A 15,702-nucleotide genomic window follows, 5' to 3' on the forward strand; every position below is an offset into this window, starting at 1 on the left:
CCTACTTGGTTGGATCTGCCAGCGGGACGCGGCGATAGCTTTCGGCCTGGCCTTCGTCAAAGACCAGGGAGGTCCAGGATGCCTGCTTCAGGTCCGGGCGGGTGCTGACGGCCTGGCCGCGGGCCTGCGCTCGCGTTCCGCTCGGCGGGTTGTCGGCCGCCCAGGCGATCTCCTCATCCGAGAACAGCCGCTCAACCAGGCCGCGCGCGGCCAGGGCCTGGACCAGGGACTTCTCGGGACGCAGGTCCGACCACTGCAGGTCCATCGCGACCAGTCGGGCATCGTCCCAGCCCACTCCGAGGCGTTGGCGTTGGCGCTCCAGCAGCTGGTACTTGCCGATCCACTCCACCTGGCCGGCCAGGGACATCGGGTCGGTCGCCAACTTGGTCAGCGTCTGGTCCCACCGGTCCAGCACCTCCTGCTGGTCCACCGTCGGCTGGGTGCCGGTCTCCGCAAAAGCGTCCAGGACCTTTTCCAGGTAGCGGCGCTGAATCTCAATCGCGGTCATTTCCGAGCCTTCAGCCATCGGCAGCTTGGTTTGCAGCGTCAGGTCCCGCGAGACGGTCTTGACCGCCCCGATCGGACCCAGCAGATCCAGGCCCTCCCAGGTCAGGTCGGTCCCCTGCTCGATGGCCCAGAGCACCAGCGCGGTGGTGCCGGTGCGCAGCAGAATCGAGACGTCGAACAGGTTGGCGTCACCGTTGATCACGTGGATCCGGCGCCACTGGTGGCCGTCGGCGTGCGGCTCGTCGCGAGTGTTAAAGATCGGCCGGTTGAACGTGGTCTCCAGGCCAATGTCGTTCTCCACGTAGTCGGCCCGCTGGGAGATCTGGAAGCCGGGTTGATCGGAGCGGGGCCCGAGGCCCACCCGTCCGGACCCGCAGAAGATCGGCCGGGTGACCATAAACGGAATGATGAACCGGATCAGGTCGTCCAGGTCCACCGAGCGCGGAACCTGGTAGTTCTCGTGAGAGCCGTAGGTGGCTCCCTTCCCGTCTACGTTGTTCTTGACCAGCACCAGGTCGGCTTCGCTCATGATCCGCTGGGCCACTACCTCGCCGGCCCGATCCCACCGGACCGCGTCGCGGGCACTGGCCACCTCGGGAGCCGAATACTCCGGGTGGGCGTGGTCGACGTAGAGGCGAGCCCCGTTCGACAGCACGATCGAGGTGGGCCGGAACTGTCGCAGTTCTTCCGGCGTGGGGGCGGCCACCGTCTCGGAGCCGCCGGGAGGGGCAAGGTGGTAGGGGTCATCGGTCAGCTGGGACGGGTCGGCACTGGCCCGCTCAAGCCGGCGACCGCGGATGTCGTTGAGGGGATCTTCCCCTCGGTAATCCCATTCGACCGGGCCGTGGTGGGACAGCCCTCCCCGGGCGTAGGGAGCGTAGGCCTGCACCGCCTCGGTGGAAAGCGCCACCGCGTTGGCCGCCGGGTCTCCGGGCCGGTAGACGCCGTACTCAGTTTCGGTTCCGATAACCCGCTTCACTGGTTTCTCCTCGTGTCGATTCGAACGACTTCTTCCGCTCGCAGTCCCACGGTTCGCGCCCACTCATCCGGGGTGGTGGTAGCGGCCAGGTCGGCAGATTCTTGCACTTCCTCATCGACGCCGGCCAGGACGTGTGCGGTGGTCAGCCCCTGTGCTCCGCCTTCCAGGCTGTCCTTGATTGCCCGCTTCTTGGCCCGCTCCACGGTTCCGGCAATCATCGCCCCGGAGACCAGGTCGGACAGGTATACCTGGCGCACCTTGCCGTCGGCCAGGTGCATGTCGAACAGCAGGGTGGTCTCGTCCTGGGTGTAAAGGCGGTCCAGGGCGGCTTCGATCATGGCTTTGGCGGCGGCCTCGGGGCTGCCGGCTCGGGAAACCAGTTCCGGGTCCAACGGCAGGTCCGGCGTCAGGTACTTGGAGAAGATGTCGCGGGCCTGGCGCCGGGTCGGCCGGTCAATCCGGACCCGAACGTCCAGCCGACCGGGCCGCAGCACGGCCGGGTCAATCATGTCGGGACGGTTCGAAGCCCCGATGACCACGACGTTGTCCAACGACTCCACGCCGTCCATTTCGGCCAGCAACTGCGGCACGATCATGGTTTCCACATCCGATGAGACCCCGCTCCCGCGGGTGCGGAACAGCGCCTCAATCTCGTCGAAGAAGATCACCACCGGCACGTCCTGGCTGGCCAGTGCCCGCGCGCGGCCAAAGATCGCCCGGATCAGCCGTTCGGTCTCGCCGACATACTTGTTCAGCAGTTCCGGTCCCTTGATCGAAATGAAGTAGGTTTCCTGCTCCGCCTCCGGGCCGCCCAGGGAGGCGGCCACGGCCTTCGCGATCAGCGTCTTGCCGGTCCCCGGGGGCCCGTACAGCAGGATCCCGCGCGGGGGCCGAAGCCCAAAGGCCCGGTACTTCTCCGGGTACTGGAAGGGCAGCTCAATCGCGTCGCGCACCATTTCGATCTGCGCGTCCAGGCCCCCGATATCCGCGTAGGACACGTCGGGTTTTTCGGGCGTGAAAAGTTGCTCGATGTGTGAGCGGACCAGTCGTTCGTAAGCAAAACCTGAGCGCAGGTCGACCGCCAGCGTGTCTCCCGGCTTGACCCCGCCGTGGCGCAGCGTTCCTGCCAGGCGCAGCACGTGCTCCTGCCCGGTGTCGATCGACACCAGCACCCGGTCGGTGCCGTGGAGTTCCAGCACGGAGCCGAGCGAGCCGGTGCGGGGGAACTCGCCCGGGGCCACCGCCACCATCTGGTCGGAGATCCGGACCAGTTGGCCGGGGCTCAGATCGTCAAGTCGCAGGCTGGGGGCCGAAGTCACGCGCATCAGCCGGCCCGCGTGGTACACCTCCAACTCTTCTTTCTCGGGGAAAGCTTCAATAAAGGTGGCCCAGGTGGCGGGGGCGCGGTGGATCCGCTCCAGTTGCTCCTGCAGTCCTTCAATTTGGTCGCGAGCCACCACCAGCGCCTTCGACAGGCGGTGGTTCTTCTCTTCCAACCCGGCTACCGACAGGCGCAATTGACTGACGGTATCTGGAGTCATCTCACTCATACTTACCTTCCTAGCCACTGGTTTAGGCGGCCCTCCAGGTCGCGCTGAATCCGGCGGGTCTTTTTGGGGCTTTGCGAGCGCATCCCCAAGTCTTCGAGGCGCCAGTTGGTGACCCGGGCCCACTTGCCCGGCTGGTCCACCGCGGCCTTGGCCGGGCGCCGAGCCAACTGGTGCACGTGCTGGTCCTGGCCGAGCAGGCGCGCAGTCAGCAGGAAGCCGGTGTGGGCCACCATGCGGTGCTCGGGTCGAACCGCCAGGCCCTCCACGTGCCAGGGCCGAACGGTGCTCTCCCAGGATTGCGGTTCGGTAAAGGCCTCGGTGGCGCGCAGGTCGTCCGCCACCCGGGACAGCTGCGTCACGGTGGCCACGTAGCAGATCAGCACCCCTCCGGGCCGGAGGGCCCGGCGCACCTGCTCCAGATAGGACCACGGGTCGAGCAGATCCAGCACCACCCGGTCGAGGCTGGCCGGTTCCAGACCGCCGGCCACCTCACCCACGTCCCCCACCTGCAGTTCCCAGGCCGGGTGACGCTGACCGAACCACAGGTCGACGTTGGCGGCGGCAATCTGGGCAAAATCTGGGCGCTGCTCCACGGACAGCAGGTGTCCCCCCTCGCCCACCGCCTGCAGCAGAGAGAGCGAAAGCGCTCCCGAGCCGACCCCGGCTTCCAGCACCCGGGCACCCGGGAAAATATCGCCCATCTGTACGATCTGGGCCGCATCCTTGGGGTAGACAATGGCGGCCCCCCGCGGCATGGACAGCACGTAGTCGGACAGGAGCGGTCGGATCACCTGAAACGTCCGCCCCTCCTCGGTGGTCACCACCTGCGCATCGGGACCGCCCAGGACATCGTCGTGGTTGAGGGCCCCGCGGGCAGACTGGAAACGCCCGCCGGGCACCAAAATGATGGTGTGCATCTTACCTTTGGGGTCGGTGATCTGTACCCGGTCCCCCGGCTGCAACAGCCCCCGACGTCGCGCCTGTCCCATGTCTTTGCTCATCCGTTCCAGTCTATCCCCCGCGGGCCTTGGGTCCCGGGCCGATCCGCGTGACGTTCGCGGCAGCTAGACTGGTGGATTATGAGAGCACCCGCCCTGTCGGCCAGTTCCAGCCGTGAGTATCTGCAGTGTCCGCTGAAGTTCCGCTACTCGGTGGTGGACCGCATTCCCCAGCCTCCCACCGCGGCCACCATCCGCGGAATCCTGGTCCACTCGGTCCTGGAACACCTCTACGGGCTGGCGGCGGCCGACCGCACCTGGGAGGCGGCCCTCGACCTGCTTCCCACCAGGTGGGAACACCTCGAGCAGAAGGAGCCCGAATACTCGGAAGTGATCGAGTCGGTACCGGAGCTGCTGGCAGAGGCGCAAAAGCTGCTGCAGACCTACTTCACGCTGGAGAACCCTCACAATCTGGAACCCGAAGCACGCGAATCCTTCGTCGAGGCTCGGCTTCCCTCCGGGCTGATGCTTCGCGGCATTGTCGACCGGATTGATCGGGCGCCCGACGGCCGGCGCCGCGTGGTGGACTACAAGACGGGCAAGTCGCCCAGCCCTCGGTTCCTGGACGAATCCCTCTTCCAGATGCGCTTCTACGCGCTACTGCTGCGCGAAGTGGGCCGCGCCCCGAGTCGGATGCAGCTGCTCTACCTGAAGGACGGCCAAACCCTGACGCTGGATCCGAACCCGGAAGACGTCGACCGGTTTGAGGGTGAGCTGCTGGACCTTTGGCACCGAATTGCTGGTGACCTGGGTTCGGGCCAGTTCTCCCCGCGCAAAACCCCGCTCTGTGGCTGGTGCCCCTACCAGGCCCAGTGCCCCCTATTTGGCGGTCAGATCCCTCCGGCCGCTGAAGAGGACTTGGCCCGGGTCAGCCAAATCGGCCCGAGTAACTGAGCCAGGAAGTCCTCGGTTAGGTCCTCCAGCGAACCGAGCACTGTTAGGCGCGGATCGGTCGGAATCGGCGTGTGGTTGGGGACCGCGACCGCGTGAGCGCCCGAAGCTAGCGCGGCTTCCACCCCAATGGCGGAGTCCTCCACCACCACGCACTGCTCAATCGGCACCCCCAGGGTTCGGGCTGCCAGCAGGTACCCTTCCGGGTCCGGCTTGGCCCGGGTGACCATTTCTCCGGTGACCAAAGCATCCGGGTGGGCGTCGGGCAGAGCACGCAGGGCCGGCTCGGCCAGGACCCGATAGGAGGACGTCACCACCGCGGTCGCCAACCCGAGGCGCCGGGCCAGGACAAAGGCCGCGTCAGCCCCGGGCCGGGCCAGCGCCTCGCCAGCCGCCAACGCCTCCGCCATCCGGTCCAGCACCAGTTGGGCGATGGTCTCCACCGAGACGCTGGTCCCGGTGGCTTCCCGCAGGATCTGCGAGCCGGTCATCAGCCCGTTCCCGATCAGGCGCTGGTTCAAGGCCAGGCTCCACTCGCCGCCCAGCGACTCGACAATCTGCTGCTGCACCCGCTGCCACAGGGGCTCGGTCTCAACCAGGGTGCCGTCCAGGTCAAAGAGGAGCGCCACTACAGACCTCCGGCCGGAACCCAACCGACCAGCAGCGAGAGGGCAATCAGGGCGGCAAAAGCCAGCCGGTAAATGACGAAGGGGGTGAACGAGACGTGGCTGATCAACTTCAGGAACCAGACGATCACCAGGTAGCCGACCACGAAGGCCACCACGGTGGCGAAAATAGTCGGACCCACGTAGATGACGTCGCCGCCGGTCGCCACTTTGAACACTTTGTAGAAGCCCGAGATGAAGACCGCGGGCAGCGCCAACAGGAACGAGTAGCGGGCCGCCGCCACCCGGGAGTAGCCCATCAGACGCCCGGCGGTGATGGTGCCACCCGAGCGGGAAACGCCCGGGATCAGGGCGAGCGCCTGGGCAAACCCAAACAGGATTGCGTCGCGCCAGGACAGGTTGGTCAGCTCCTTCTTGGAGGAGCCCACCCGGTCGGCCCACCCCAGCAGCAGGCCAAAAGCAGCCAGCATCAGCACGGTGATCCACAGGTTTCGGAACGAGGTGTCGATCCAGTCTTCCAGCAGCAAGCCCAGGAAGCCGATCGGAATGGACCCGACGATGATCATCCAGCCCATCCGCACGTCTGGATCGGAGGTCGGCACCTGCCGGCGCAGCGAACCCCACCAGCGGGAGATGATCCGCACGATGTCTTTCCAAAAGTAGATCAGGACCGCTGTTTCGGTTCCAATCTGGGTAATTGCCGTGAAGGCAGCCCCCGGATCAGAGGATCCGATCAGTTCTCCGACGTAGCGCAGGTGCGCGGACGAAGAGATGGGGAGGAACTCTGTTAGGCCTTGTACCAGGCCGAAAATAAGGGCGTCGAGCCAATCCATGGGCCCCAGCCTATCGCGGGTCGGGTCCCACTCCGAGGGCGGGCACACCGGTTTGGGACAACTCTCACGCCCGCTAAGCTGTGATCATGGAACAACGTCTGCTGGGCGAACACGGCCTGATCCTGTCGAGCTTGGGGTTGGGAACCCGCACGTGGGGGCTGGACACGGACCCGCACGAAGCGGCGGAAATGCTAACCGTTTACCGCGATGCCGGCGGCTCGGTCCTCGAGGTGGAGGACGATCCACGCTTTCCGGAGCCGGCTCAAACCGTGGGTGAACTCACCCGTCCGGGAGAGCTGCAGCTGATTCTGCGCTCCACCGGGCGCCTGCCGGCTCGCGGGTCGCTGCTGGATTCGCTGGATCGAACCCTGACGCATCTAGGAGCGGACCACGTGGATTTGTGGATCCCGATGGGCCCGCGCCGGGAGGCCCCCCTCGCGGAGCTGGTGGAGGCCGCCGAGGTGGCTTGGCGCTCCGGTCGAGCCCGCTACGTGGGCCTCGGGGGGCTGTCCTGGTGGGATGGCGGGGCGGCCACCACCATGGGCCCGTTCTTCTCCGCCTGGGCTGGACGCCTATCGATCCTGGAACCCGCTCTCAGTCAGGCGCGGGCGGTTCGCGACGCCGGGCTCGGCCTGATCGCGGGGGCTCCGCTGGCCGGAGGAATGCTGACCGGCAAGTACCGCCACTCCACCCCGCCCGACGCGCGGGCCACCTCACCCAGGTTCAAAGCCGAGTTGGCTCCCTACGAGGAGGCCGGCCCTCGGGCAGTGATCGAGGCCACCTGCCGGGCGGCTGAGGGATTGGAGCGTTCCCCCGCCCAGGTGGCGCTCGCGTGGGCGCGCGACGAGGCGGGGGTGACCAGTGCGATCATCGGCCCGCGCGGGGTGCGCCAGCTGGAACACCTGCTCCAAATTGACGGCTGGCGCCTTCCCCGCGCCCTCCGGGACGTCCTGACCGAAGTGGCCCTTCGGCCCAACTAGGTTTCTAGACCAGGCCGCGGCGACGCAGGACCGACTGGGCGGAAGCATCCTTCCCGGTGACCGCTCGGAAAGAATCCAGGGGTGGGCGCGAGTTCCCGCGCGAAAGCAATTCGCGGCGCAACTTCTCTCCTGCCTCCCGGGTCAGTCCCCCGTTTGGCTGGGCGCGGAACCACTCTTCCACCTCGGCCGCCAACGTTTCCGCCCACATGTAGGCGTAGTAGCCGGCGTCGTACCCACCGGCAAAGGTGTGGGCAAAATAGGTGGAGCGGTAGCGCGGCGGCACCAGGTCGTGCCAGAGGTCCAGGCGCTCCAGAGCCTCCACCTCAAAGGTAGGAACCTGGTCGGCTTCGGTCGGCAGCGTCCCCTCCCGGTGCCAGGCCTGATCAATCAGTGCGGCCTCCACGTACTCGAGGGTGGCGAACCCCTGACCAAAGCTCTTGGAGCCAACCACGGCCGCCAGCAGGTCGGCCGGGAGCGGCTCCCCGGTCTGGTAATGACGGGCGTAGCGGGACAGCACCTCGGGGTGGAACGCCCACATTTCGTTCAGCTGCGACGGCAATTCCACGAAGTCGCGGGGAACGTTGGTCCCGGCACTATCGCGGTACTTGGTGTCGGAGAAAAGCCCGTGGAGCGCATGCCCAAACTCGTGGAACAGAGTTTCCACATCATCCCAGGTCAGCAGCAGCGGCTGACCGGGAGCCGGCTTGGTGAAGTTCGCGTCGTTAGTGATGATTGGGAGCTGGCCGGAGGCGGGGTGGGCCTCCTGCAGTTCGCTCATCCACGCGCCCCCAGACTTGCCGGGCCTGGTGAAGTAGTCCCCCAGGAACAGCCCCAGCGCGGTGCCGTCTTCCTCTTTCACCTCCCAGACCCGCACGTCCTCATGCCAGCCGCGCAGGTCGGGACGCTCGGTCAGGGTGATGCCATACAGGCGGTTGGCCGCGTAGAAGACCCCGTCGGTCAGGATCCGGTTCAGCTCCAGGTAGGGGCGCAACGATTCGGCGTCAAACCCCAGCTCCTGGGCCCGCAGCTGGTTCTCGTAGAACGGCCAGTCGGCCGCCTCCAGGTCGGGGCACAGCTGGCGCAGCTTCTGCGCGTCTTCGTCCACCCGGGCGCGAGCGGCCCGCCCCACCTCGACCAGCAGGTCCTGAGCCGCATCGGGGCCGGGAATAGTTTCCCCCTGCATCACGACGGTGGCGTGGTCGGGGAAACCCAGCAGGTGGGCCCGTTCGGAGCGCAGCTGAGTTAACTCGACAATCAGCGCGCGCGTGTCGGTGGCTCCCGTCCGCCCGCGAGTGACCGACACTTCCAGCAGGGCCCGGCGCACCCGCGGCTCCTCCAGGACCGACTGGTCCAACTGGGTGGAGAAGTTTCGACAGCGAATGAACCAGTCGTGGTCGCGCCGATAGCCGGCGCGGGTCGCCTCGTCGAGGCCAGCCAACTCCGCCTCGTCGGTAACCGACAGCCCGGTTTCCTCCAGCTGCTTGGAGATCCGCTGGTCCACCTCGGTTTCCAACTCGGCAATGCGCACGTTCAGCCGCCGCAGCTGCTCCTTGTCCGGGCAGGCAATCCCGTGCTGCTCGAACGCGCGGATCTGCTCGGCGATTTCCCACTGGGTTTGCGGGTCGGGGTCGCTCAGCTCCAAGAACCGGCGGTAGAGACGCTCATCCAGCAGGTAGGTGTTGGAGTGCTCGGTCAGCAGGGGCACCAGTTTTTCCTGCAGGCGATCCAGCTCATCCCCGCCAATGGAGGAAGCCAGGGTCCAGAAAATGGCGCCGGCCCGGTCCAGGCGAGCTCCCGACTCGTCGAGGGCAACCAGGGTGTTGGCGACGGTGGGAGCCTCGGGGTTGGTGGCCACCTCCTCCCACTGGGCTCGCTGTTCTTCCATTCCGGCAAGAATGTCGGCTTCAATCTGGTCCAGGGTGAGGGTGGAAAAGTCAGGTAGTAAGTTGGTCATCCACCCAGGCTAATACCTTTCCCACCGGTTCGTGGATCACCACCTCGGCGGAAATCGGGACCGGTTCCAAGTTCACCACCGCCAGCGGGGTCCCCGGCGGAATCAGGCCGGCGGCCGGGTAGACGTTCAGCGAGGTGCCGGCCACCAGGATCAGATCCGCCGCGGCCAGAGCGGCTGCCGCTCCCCGCAGGGCTGCGGCGGGCAGGGCCTCCTCGTAGAGCACGATGTCCGGCTTCAGCAACCCGCCGCACTCGCACCGGATTGGGCCGGTCGGGCGCGAGCGGCCGCAGTCGAGGCAGTGGGAGGTGGCCAGCGTCCCGTGCAGTTCCCACACGGGGTCCGATCCGGCTGCCTGGTGGAGGCCGTCGATGTTCTGGGTGACAATCTCGGTCCCCCACTTGGCCAGCACCCGGTGTGCCCGGTTGGGCTCGACCCCCGGCGTCAGGAGGAACTCGTGCAGGTAGCGGTAAAAGGTCTCCGGATGGGCAGCGAAAAAGGAGGCGGAGAGGATCTGTTCGGGACTGACCCCAAACCGGGCCCGCGTTTGCTGGCGAGCCTCAGCTGAGCGGAAATCCGGCAGGCCGGACTCGGTCGACACCCCGGCCCCACCAAAAAACACCGGTTGCCGAGCGTCGCGGATCAGGTCTACGAGGCGTTCGGCCGACGAGTTGGACACGGGTTACGGCAGATCCTGGTGGGTGGCAACCGCCATTCGGTTCCAGACGTTGATCACGCTAATGGCCATGATCAGCCAAACCAGCTCTTCCTCGCTAAAGTGCGCGGCCGCCTCGTCCCAGACCGGATCGGGCACGCCCGCGCGGCCAATTCGGGTGATCGCCTCGGTGAGCGCGAGCGCGGCCCGTTCAGCCTCGGTGAAGAACTGGGGAGCCTCGTGCCAGGCGGCCACAATGTCGAGGCGGCGCTGGTCCTCTCCCAGTTCGCGCGCTTCCCGCAGGTGCATATCCAAGCAGTAGGCGCAGCCGTTTAGCTGGGAGGCACGGATCTTGACCAGTTCGTACAGGCGCCGATCCAAGCCGCTGCTTTGCACGTATCGTTCGAGGGCCAGTACCGCCCGGTAGGCCTTCGGATCAGTCGCATTAATATCTAGTCTGGACATGAAAAACCCCTTCCGGTCGCTTTTCAGGCTACGCCCGGAAGGGGAAGGTCGCTAGACCTTTTTGTTGGCGGTGGCGATGGCAAGGACCAGGAACACCAGGCCCGCCACCCCGAAGAGCCCCACCGCAATGAATTGGGGAGTCCACCCCAGGGGCAGGGACATGAGGATCATGCCCAAGCCAACCATGATCAGAATGGAGGCCCAGACCAGGAGCCCAACCCGAACGGGCGGGCGTCCTGGTGCCGGAGCCGGCGCACCTGCTGGGCCACCAGTTCCACCGGGGCCGGCGGGGTTGAACGGACCGGCAGGCTTGGCTGGCTGGGCCGGTTTAGCTGGCTCGGCTGGATCGGCTGGCTGAACTGGCTGGGCCAGGTTGAGTGTGGGTTCGGGAGCGAGCTCGGGGGCGGGAGGCTCCGGTGCTGGTTCATGCGCAGTCTCCTTCGGCTGGCTGAGGGTGGCCCGCAGATCGGCAAAGAGGGCCTCGGTTTCGTCCGGTAGTTTCTGTTCGGTCATTTCGGTTCACCTGTTCGGGTTAGGCGCCAGATTGCGCGGTCTCAAAGCCGTCAATGTGCAGCCCGGATCGAGCCGCCGGGTCGGCCGGCAAGAAGATAATGTTTAGGTCTGAGTCGTTCAGGGTTAGGCTCAGGTTCAACTCCTGACGGAACTCCTGGTTGGGGAACTCGGCCGGGACAAACCCGTCCTTAGCCCATTTCTCCAGGGCCCGTTCCGACACCTGGGTCCGGTGGGCATCCACCTCGATCTCAGAGTCAAACTGGTCCAGCATGCTGATCGACGGCAGCTGATCCTCGGTCACCAGGATGGTGATATCAGAGTTGACGGCCTCCAGGTCTAAGGCGGGGTTCTGGTCGGCCGGAGTGCCGGTCAAATCCCAAACCACCTCGGAATCGACCGCGCTCACCCGGGTCTGCGTGTGGTCCAGCCAGCGGTGGGTTGAGACCAGGGCCGAGTCGTCCGCGCTCTGTTCACCCGGGCCGGTCTCACCACCACCGCTCAGGTGCCACTCTCCCGGACCGCCGTGGCCAAACTCCTCCGCGAAGGGGACCACGTCCATCTGATACTCGACGTGACGATCACTGATCACGGCTCCGAATCCCAGTCCGGCCAGGGTGGCCGGCAGCAGCAGGACCGCACCGACAATAGAGAAGATCAGGAACCAGCCGCCGCGCTTGCCTCGCAGGGCAGCTCCCGCCAAGAACGCGCCGGTTACGGCCACCACCGCCCCGATGGACGCCAGGACGACCCCCATCGGATTGCTGGTGGCGTAAAGAAGGCTGATCCCAACCGCGGAAATCACCAACACCAGGCCGAGGCCAATGAAGGCAGCCGTGTTGGACAGGGCCGGTGCTTGGGGGCGCGGAGCCGGGTAGTAGTACTTCGGTTGATTCCAGTTGCCCTGCGGCCCAGGCGCGCCCGGCGGTGGCGGGGGCACCGACCCGGGCTGCCCGGGATAAGTTCCGGCGGCAGCCGGGTTCGGCTGGGGACGCTGCGGCTCGGAAGCCGGCGTCGGTGGGACAGAGTTGGTCATGGGTTGGGACCTTTCTGGCGAGTGGGACGATCTGGTCCCAGATGAGGCCATGAAGACAATGAAGATCAGGGCGGCCCCGATCAGAACGACCCAGGCGAACGGCCCGGGCAACCAAATCCAGCTGGCCGGCATGGTCGCCAAACCCAGGATGATGGCGGCGCCCGCCCCCACCTGCTGGCCGGTGAAGTCACCGTGAACCAGCTGTTGGGCCTGAATGGGGCCGCGAGGGCCGTCCGGCATCAACAGCCAGGCAATCCCGTACAGGACCAACGGGAACCAAAGCAGGAGGGTCAGGACAATGGCCAGACCGCGAACGAGGCGGACATCCCACCCCAGTCGATAGGCCAGGCCGGAACACACGCCGCCCACCCAGCGAGGCTGGGCGCGGAACCAGTCGCTCCCCCGCAGGGAGTTGAAGAAGTTGTCAGTCGCGTTTGACGGGACAGGGTTTTCGCTCATGCCTCCATCCTGCCGGTTCGCTCGGCCCACAGATATGGGGTACCACCCTGACTGGTCCCTGATTTTCACCTCGGGGGCTCGGGGGGAGGGCCCCGATCTGCCACAATGGAAGCTATGAACCGACCTCCCCTCCTGCGAGCCAAGCGCCACAGCCCGGTCCGACCTCGGCCCGTCCTGGCCGGCGTCTGCTCCGGGGTGGCCTACCACCTGGGCTGGTCGGTCGGCACGGTCCGACTCCTCGCCTTCGTCTCCTCCCTGATGATGGGCGGGGGCATCCTGCTGTACCTGTGGCTGTGGGCTACGGTTCCGCGCGAGGGGGCGCCCACCTATCCCCCGGTGAACCCGTGGGAACTACCCGACGCTCCCGCCGCCACCCTCCGCCAGCCCCTGCCCAACCCCACCTCGTCCACGCTCAACCCATCGGTCCCGGTGGCCTCCACCCAGCTGTTCATGGTCGGCATCGGCATTCTGGGGTTGAGCATGTTCCTGTGGCTGGCGCCGAACATCCTGGGGATCTCGTGGCTGGTCCTGGTGTGGGCGCTGGTGATCCTGGGCGGCGTGGCCCTGGTTTGGTTCCAGGCGTTGCGGATCAACACCAGCCCCAAATGGCAGACCACCGGCTTTGTTCTGCTGGGGGTCCTGCTGATTGTGTTTGGATTGGTTCGCCTGATGGTGGACCTGAACATTGTCCCCAAGCTCGATTTTGGAGTGCTGCTTGGCTTGGCGGTGGCAGCGGTGATCCTGGTGGCGCTCATTCCCCTTGGAATCAAGGTGGTTGACGACCTGACCGCGGCGAAAACCAGCGAGGTGCGCGAGGCGGAGCGGGCCGAGATTGCCGCCCACCTGCACGATTCGGTCCTCCAAACTCTGACGCTGATTCGGGCCGGTGCCGACGACCCGGTCCGGGTCCGCTCGCTGGCTTTGACGCAGGAGCGGGAACTGCGCGCCTGGCTCTACACCGGCCAGGCTGAACCGGAAGAATCGGTCGCACAGGCCCTGAAGAACCAGGCCAGCGAAGTGGAGGCCACCTACGGGATTGCGATCGAGGTGGTCACGGTGGGCGACGCGGTGCCCTCCCCGGCCGAGTTGGCGGCGGTAGCGGCGGCTGGAGAAGCGATGACCAACGCGGCTCGCCACGGCCAACCTCCCATCTCGGTTTTCCAGGAGGTGCGCCCGAAAGTTCTGGAAATCTTCGTCAAGGATGCGGGCGACGGCTTTGACCCGGAGGCGATCCCAGAGGACCGGCACGGCTACCGCCACTCAATTCTGGGTCGAGTGGAGCGGGTGGGCGGCTCCGTCACGATCCGCCAGCGGGCCGGAACCGAAGTTGGAATTGTGGTCCCACGGACCACGGCAGAAGGGATTAAACGATGACGATTCGCCTCCTGGTGATCGATGACCACCCCCTCGTCCGCTCCGGGGTTCGGGCCGAGCTGGAAGGGGTGGAGGATTTCGAGGTGGTTGGGGAGGCCGGCGACGTCCCCTCGGCCATTGAGGCGTGCCACGCACTGGTGCCCGACGTGGCTCTTCTGGATGTCCATCTTCCCGGCGGGGCCGGAGGGGGCGGACCCGAGGTGGCCCGGGCCTGCACCGACCTGCCCCAAACCAAGTTCTTGGCCCTGTCGGTGTCCGACTCACCCACCGACGTCGTCTCGGTGATCAGGGCGGGGGCCCGCGGCTACGTCACGAAGTCGATTGGGAGCGGCGAGCTGGCCGACGCGATCCGACGGGTGGCCGGGGGTGACGCAGCCTTCTCCCCTCGCCTGGCCGGCTTTGTCCTCGACGCGTTCGGCACCGAGCAGGTGACCGACCGGGAGGACGAACTGGACCTGCTCACCACTCGGGAGCAGGAGGTGATGCGGCTAATCGCGCGCGGGTACACCTATAAAGAGGTAGCCAACGAGCTGTTCCTGTCCGTGAAGACCATTGAGACGCACGTGTCCGCGGTGCTGCGCAAACTCCAGTTCTCCAACCGGCACGAGTTGGCCCGGTGGGCGGCTCAACGCAATATTGTCTAGTCCCCGACTATCAGGTTGTGGGAGCGCCAACCCAGGTACTTCTGTCCGAGGTTGACCATGGTGGCGAACCGGTTTCGGTTTCCCAGGAGCTGGGCAATGTGAATCCCAACCCAGATCAGCCAGGCGGGCAGGCCCCGCAGGCTGGGCAGGCCCGTGATCTGCGCAATGGCGGAGGCTCGGCCAATTGTGGCCATCGTTCCCTTGTCGACGTAGTGGAATGCGGCGGGTTCGGTCTGTCCAGCTACCGCTGCCCGAATCATGCGGGCCACATACTTGCCCCCCTGCAGGGCCGGTTGCGCCTGCTGCGGGAGCGGACTGTCTTCGGTCCAGGCCGCATCCCCGATGGCGAAGATATCCCGGTGCCCGAGTGCCCGCAGGTGCTGATCGGTCTGGATTCGGCCCCCTCGTCCCTGGGTCAGGCCCCAGTCGGCCACCTGCGGGTGCGCGCTCACTCCCGAAGCCCAGATCACCAGGTTGGCGGGCAGGAACTCTGTTTCGGTTTCGTGGTCCAGCAGGACCCCGTCGGCGCGCACCTCCTTCACGGCGGTGTTTAGGCGCAGATCCACCCCGCGTTTGGTCAGCTGGTTGGCCGCGTACCGGCGCAGCTTCGGCTGGAAGGGTGCCAGCACGTGCGGGGCCATCTCCACCAGGGTGATGTGGACCCGGTTCGGATCCAGTTCCGGGTAGACCACCGGCAGATCCAGGTTCCGCATCTCGGCCAGGGCTCCCGCGGTCTCCACTCCGGTGGCCCCACCCCCGACCACGACGATCCGCAGGTCGTCCGGGTGGGTGGCCGCCCATTCCATTTCCCCGAAGAGGCGGTCGCGGATGCGAAGGGCCTGGGCGCGCTGGTAGAGCGGGATCGCGTGCTTTTCCGCTCCGGGGATCCCGAAGAAGTTGGCGCTCACCCCGAGGGCCAACACCAGATAGTCGTAAGTTAGCTCGGTCCCGTCGGAGAGGGAGACCACCTTGGCCTCGGGGTTCAGCCCGGTCATGGCCGCCCGCCGGAAATGGACGTTGGGCTGCTTGGCTCGCACCGAGCGCAAAAACCAGGTAATATCCCCCGGATTTAGCGCCGCGGTTGCCACCTGGTAGAGGAGGGGTTGGAAGACGTTGGCAGCGTGGTCATCGACCAGTGTGATGTCGACCGGTGCCCGGCGCAAACCGCGCACTGCCGCCAAACCGCCAAATCCGCCGCCAATAATTACCACGTGTGGTCGCTGAGTGCTCATGCTTCCACGGTA

At 66.3% G+C, this 15,702-nt stretch carries 15 protein-coding genes; 4 read left to right on the plus strand and 11 right to left on the minus strand.

Annotation, left to right across the window (positions count from 1 at the left end; translation table 11 throughout):
- Window position 1: 1 nt before the first annotated feature.
- From dop to SAC06_RS06390, 3 genes are read right to left on the minus strand one after another with little or no spacing between them, the layout of a single operon-like run.
- Window positions 2-1,486 (minus strand): depupylase/deamidase Dop, encoded by a 1,485-nt coding sequence (gene dop / locus SAC06_RS06380; RefSeq protein WP_350257475.1) that lies wholly within the window; start codon window positions 1,484-1,486, stop codon window positions 2-4.
- Window positions 1,483-3,036: a proteasome ATPase gene (gene arc / locus SAC06_RS06385; protein WP_350257476.1), complete on the minus strand. Its 1,554-nt coding sequence runs from the start codon at window positions 3,034-3,036 to the stop codon at window positions 1,483-1,485. The genes dop and arc overlap by 4 nt, the downstream gene beginning before the upstream one ends.
- Before the next feature lie 2 nt (window positions 3,037-3,038).
- Window positions 3,039-4,037, minus strand: coding sequence for a tRNA (adenine-N1)-methyltransferase (locus SAC06_RS06390; RefSeq protein ID WP_350257477.1), 999 nt, complete (start codon window positions 4,035-4,037; stop codon window positions 3,039-3,041).
- A gap of 78 nt (window positions 4,038-4,115) precedes the next feature.
- Between SAC06_RS06390 and SAC06_RS06395 the strand changes: the two genes are divergently transcribed.
- The gene (locus tag SAC06_RS06395) at window positions 4,116-4,928 is read left to right on the plus strand and encodes a PD-(D/E)XK nuclease family protein (protein ID WP_350257478.1); all 813 of its coding nucleotides are present in this window, start codon (window positions 4,116-4,118) and stop codon (window positions 4,926-4,928) included.
- On the opposite strand, the gene SAC06_RS06400 is transcribed toward SAC06_RS06395, so the two are convergent.
- Together SAC06_RS06400 and SAC06_RS06405 are read right to left on the minus strand one after the other, a co-directional pair.
- Window positions 4,865-5,554, minus strand: a complete 690-nt coding sequence (locus tag SAC06_RS06400; protein WP_350257479.1) for an HAD family phosphatase — start codon at window positions 5,552-5,554, stop codon at window positions 4,865-4,867. The genes SAC06_RS06395 and SAC06_RS06400 overlap by 64 nt on opposite strands.
- Window positions 5,554-6,384 carry an undecaprenyl-diphosphate phosphatase gene (locus SAC06_RS06405; RefSeq protein WP_350257480.1) on the minus strand — a complete coding sequence of 277 codons (831 nt, stop codon included), beginning with the start codon at window positions 6,382-6,384 and terminating at the stop codon, window positions 5,554-5,556. Before SAC06_RS06405 ends, SAC06_RS06400 begins: the two co-directional genes overlap by 1 nt.
- 86 nt (window positions 6,385-6,470) lie before the next feature.
- Here SAC06_RS06405 and SAC06_RS06410 point away from each other — a divergent pair, with 86 nt between their 5' ends.
- Complete coding sequence (locus SAC06_RS06410) at window positions 6,471-7,364, plus strand: aldo/keto reductase (protein ID WP_350257481.1); 894 nt, start codon at window positions 6,471-6,473, stop codon at window positions 7,362-7,364.
- A 4-nt stretch (window positions 7,365-7,368) separates the two neighbouring features.
- Here the strand turns inward: SAC06_RS06410 and SAC06_RS06415 are convergent, their stop codons facing one another.
- The 5 genes from SAC06_RS06415 to SAC06_RS06435 are packed head-to-tail and all read right to left on the minus strand — an operon-like array spanning window position 7,369 to window position 12,440.
- Window positions 7,369-9,318, minus strand: coding sequence for a M3 family metallopeptidase (locus tag SAC06_RS06415; RefSeq protein ID WP_350257482.1), 1,950 nt, complete (start codon window positions 9,316-9,318; stop codon window positions 7,369-7,371).
- Window positions 9,299-9,994: an SIR2 family NAD-dependent protein deacylase gene (locus tag SAC06_RS06420; protein WP_350257483.1), complete on the minus strand. Its 696-nt coding sequence runs from the start codon at window positions 9,992-9,994 to the stop codon at window positions 9,299-9,301. The genes SAC06_RS06415 and SAC06_RS06420 overlap by 20 nt, the downstream gene beginning before the upstream one ends.
- Before the next feature lie 3 nt (window positions 9,995-9,997).
- Window positions 9,998-10,435: a carboxymuconolactone decarboxylase family protein gene (locus tag SAC06_RS06425; RefSeq protein WP_350257484.1), complete on the minus strand. Its 438-nt coding sequence runs from the start codon at window positions 10,433-10,435 to the stop codon at window positions 9,998-10,000.
- A 51-nt stretch (window positions 10,436-10,486) separates the two neighbouring features.
- Window positions 10,487-10,948 carry a hypothetical protein gene (locus tag SAC06_RS06430; RefSeq protein ID WP_350257485.1) on the minus strand — a complete coding sequence of 154 codons (462 nt, stop codon included), beginning with the start codon at window positions 10,946-10,948 and terminating at the stop codon, window positions 10,487-10,489.
- A gap of 19 nt (window positions 10,949-10,967) precedes the next feature.
- Entirely contained in the window at window positions 10,968-12,440 is a 1,473-nt protein-coding gene (locus SAC06_RS06435; protein WP_350257486.1) for a PspC domain-containing protein, read from the minus strand.
- Window positions 12,441-12,554: 114 nt separating this feature from the next.
- Here SAC06_RS06435 and SAC06_RS06440 point away from each other — a divergent pair, with 114 nt between their 5' ends.
- Both SAC06_RS06440 and SAC06_RS06445 read left to right on the plus strand, forming a co-directional pair.
- On the plus strand, window positions 12,555-13,814 hold the full coding sequence (locus SAC06_RS06440; RefSeq protein ID WP_350257487.1) for a PspC domain-containing protein: 1,260 nt from the start codon (window positions 12,555-12,557) through the stop codon (window positions 13,812-13,814).
- Window positions 13,811-14,458 carry a response regulator transcription factor gene (locus SAC06_RS06445; RefSeq protein ID WP_350257488.1) on the plus strand — a complete coding sequence of 216 codons (648 nt, stop codon included), beginning with the start codon at window positions 13,811-13,813 and terminating at the stop codon, window positions 14,456-14,458. Before SAC06_RS06440 ends, SAC06_RS06445 begins: the two co-directional genes overlap by 4 nt.
- Here the strand turns inward: SAC06_RS06445 and SAC06_RS06450 are convergent.
- Window positions 14,455-15,690 (minus strand): NAD(P)/FAD-dependent oxidoreductase, encoded by a 1,236-nt coding sequence (locus SAC06_RS06450; protein WP_350257489.1) that lies wholly within the window; start codon window positions 15,688-15,690, stop codon window positions 14,455-14,457. The two genes, SAC06_RS06445 and SAC06_RS06450, sit on opposite strands and share 4 nt — an antisense overlap.
- Between the last annotated feature and the right edge of the window lie 12 nt (window positions 15,691-15,702).

It is taken from the genome of Scrofimicrobium sp. R131 (assembly GCF_040256745.1).
Classification (GTDB): Bacteria; Actinomycetota; Actinomycetes; order Actinomycetales; family Actinomycetaceae; genus Scrofimicrobium; species Scrofimicrobium appendicitidis.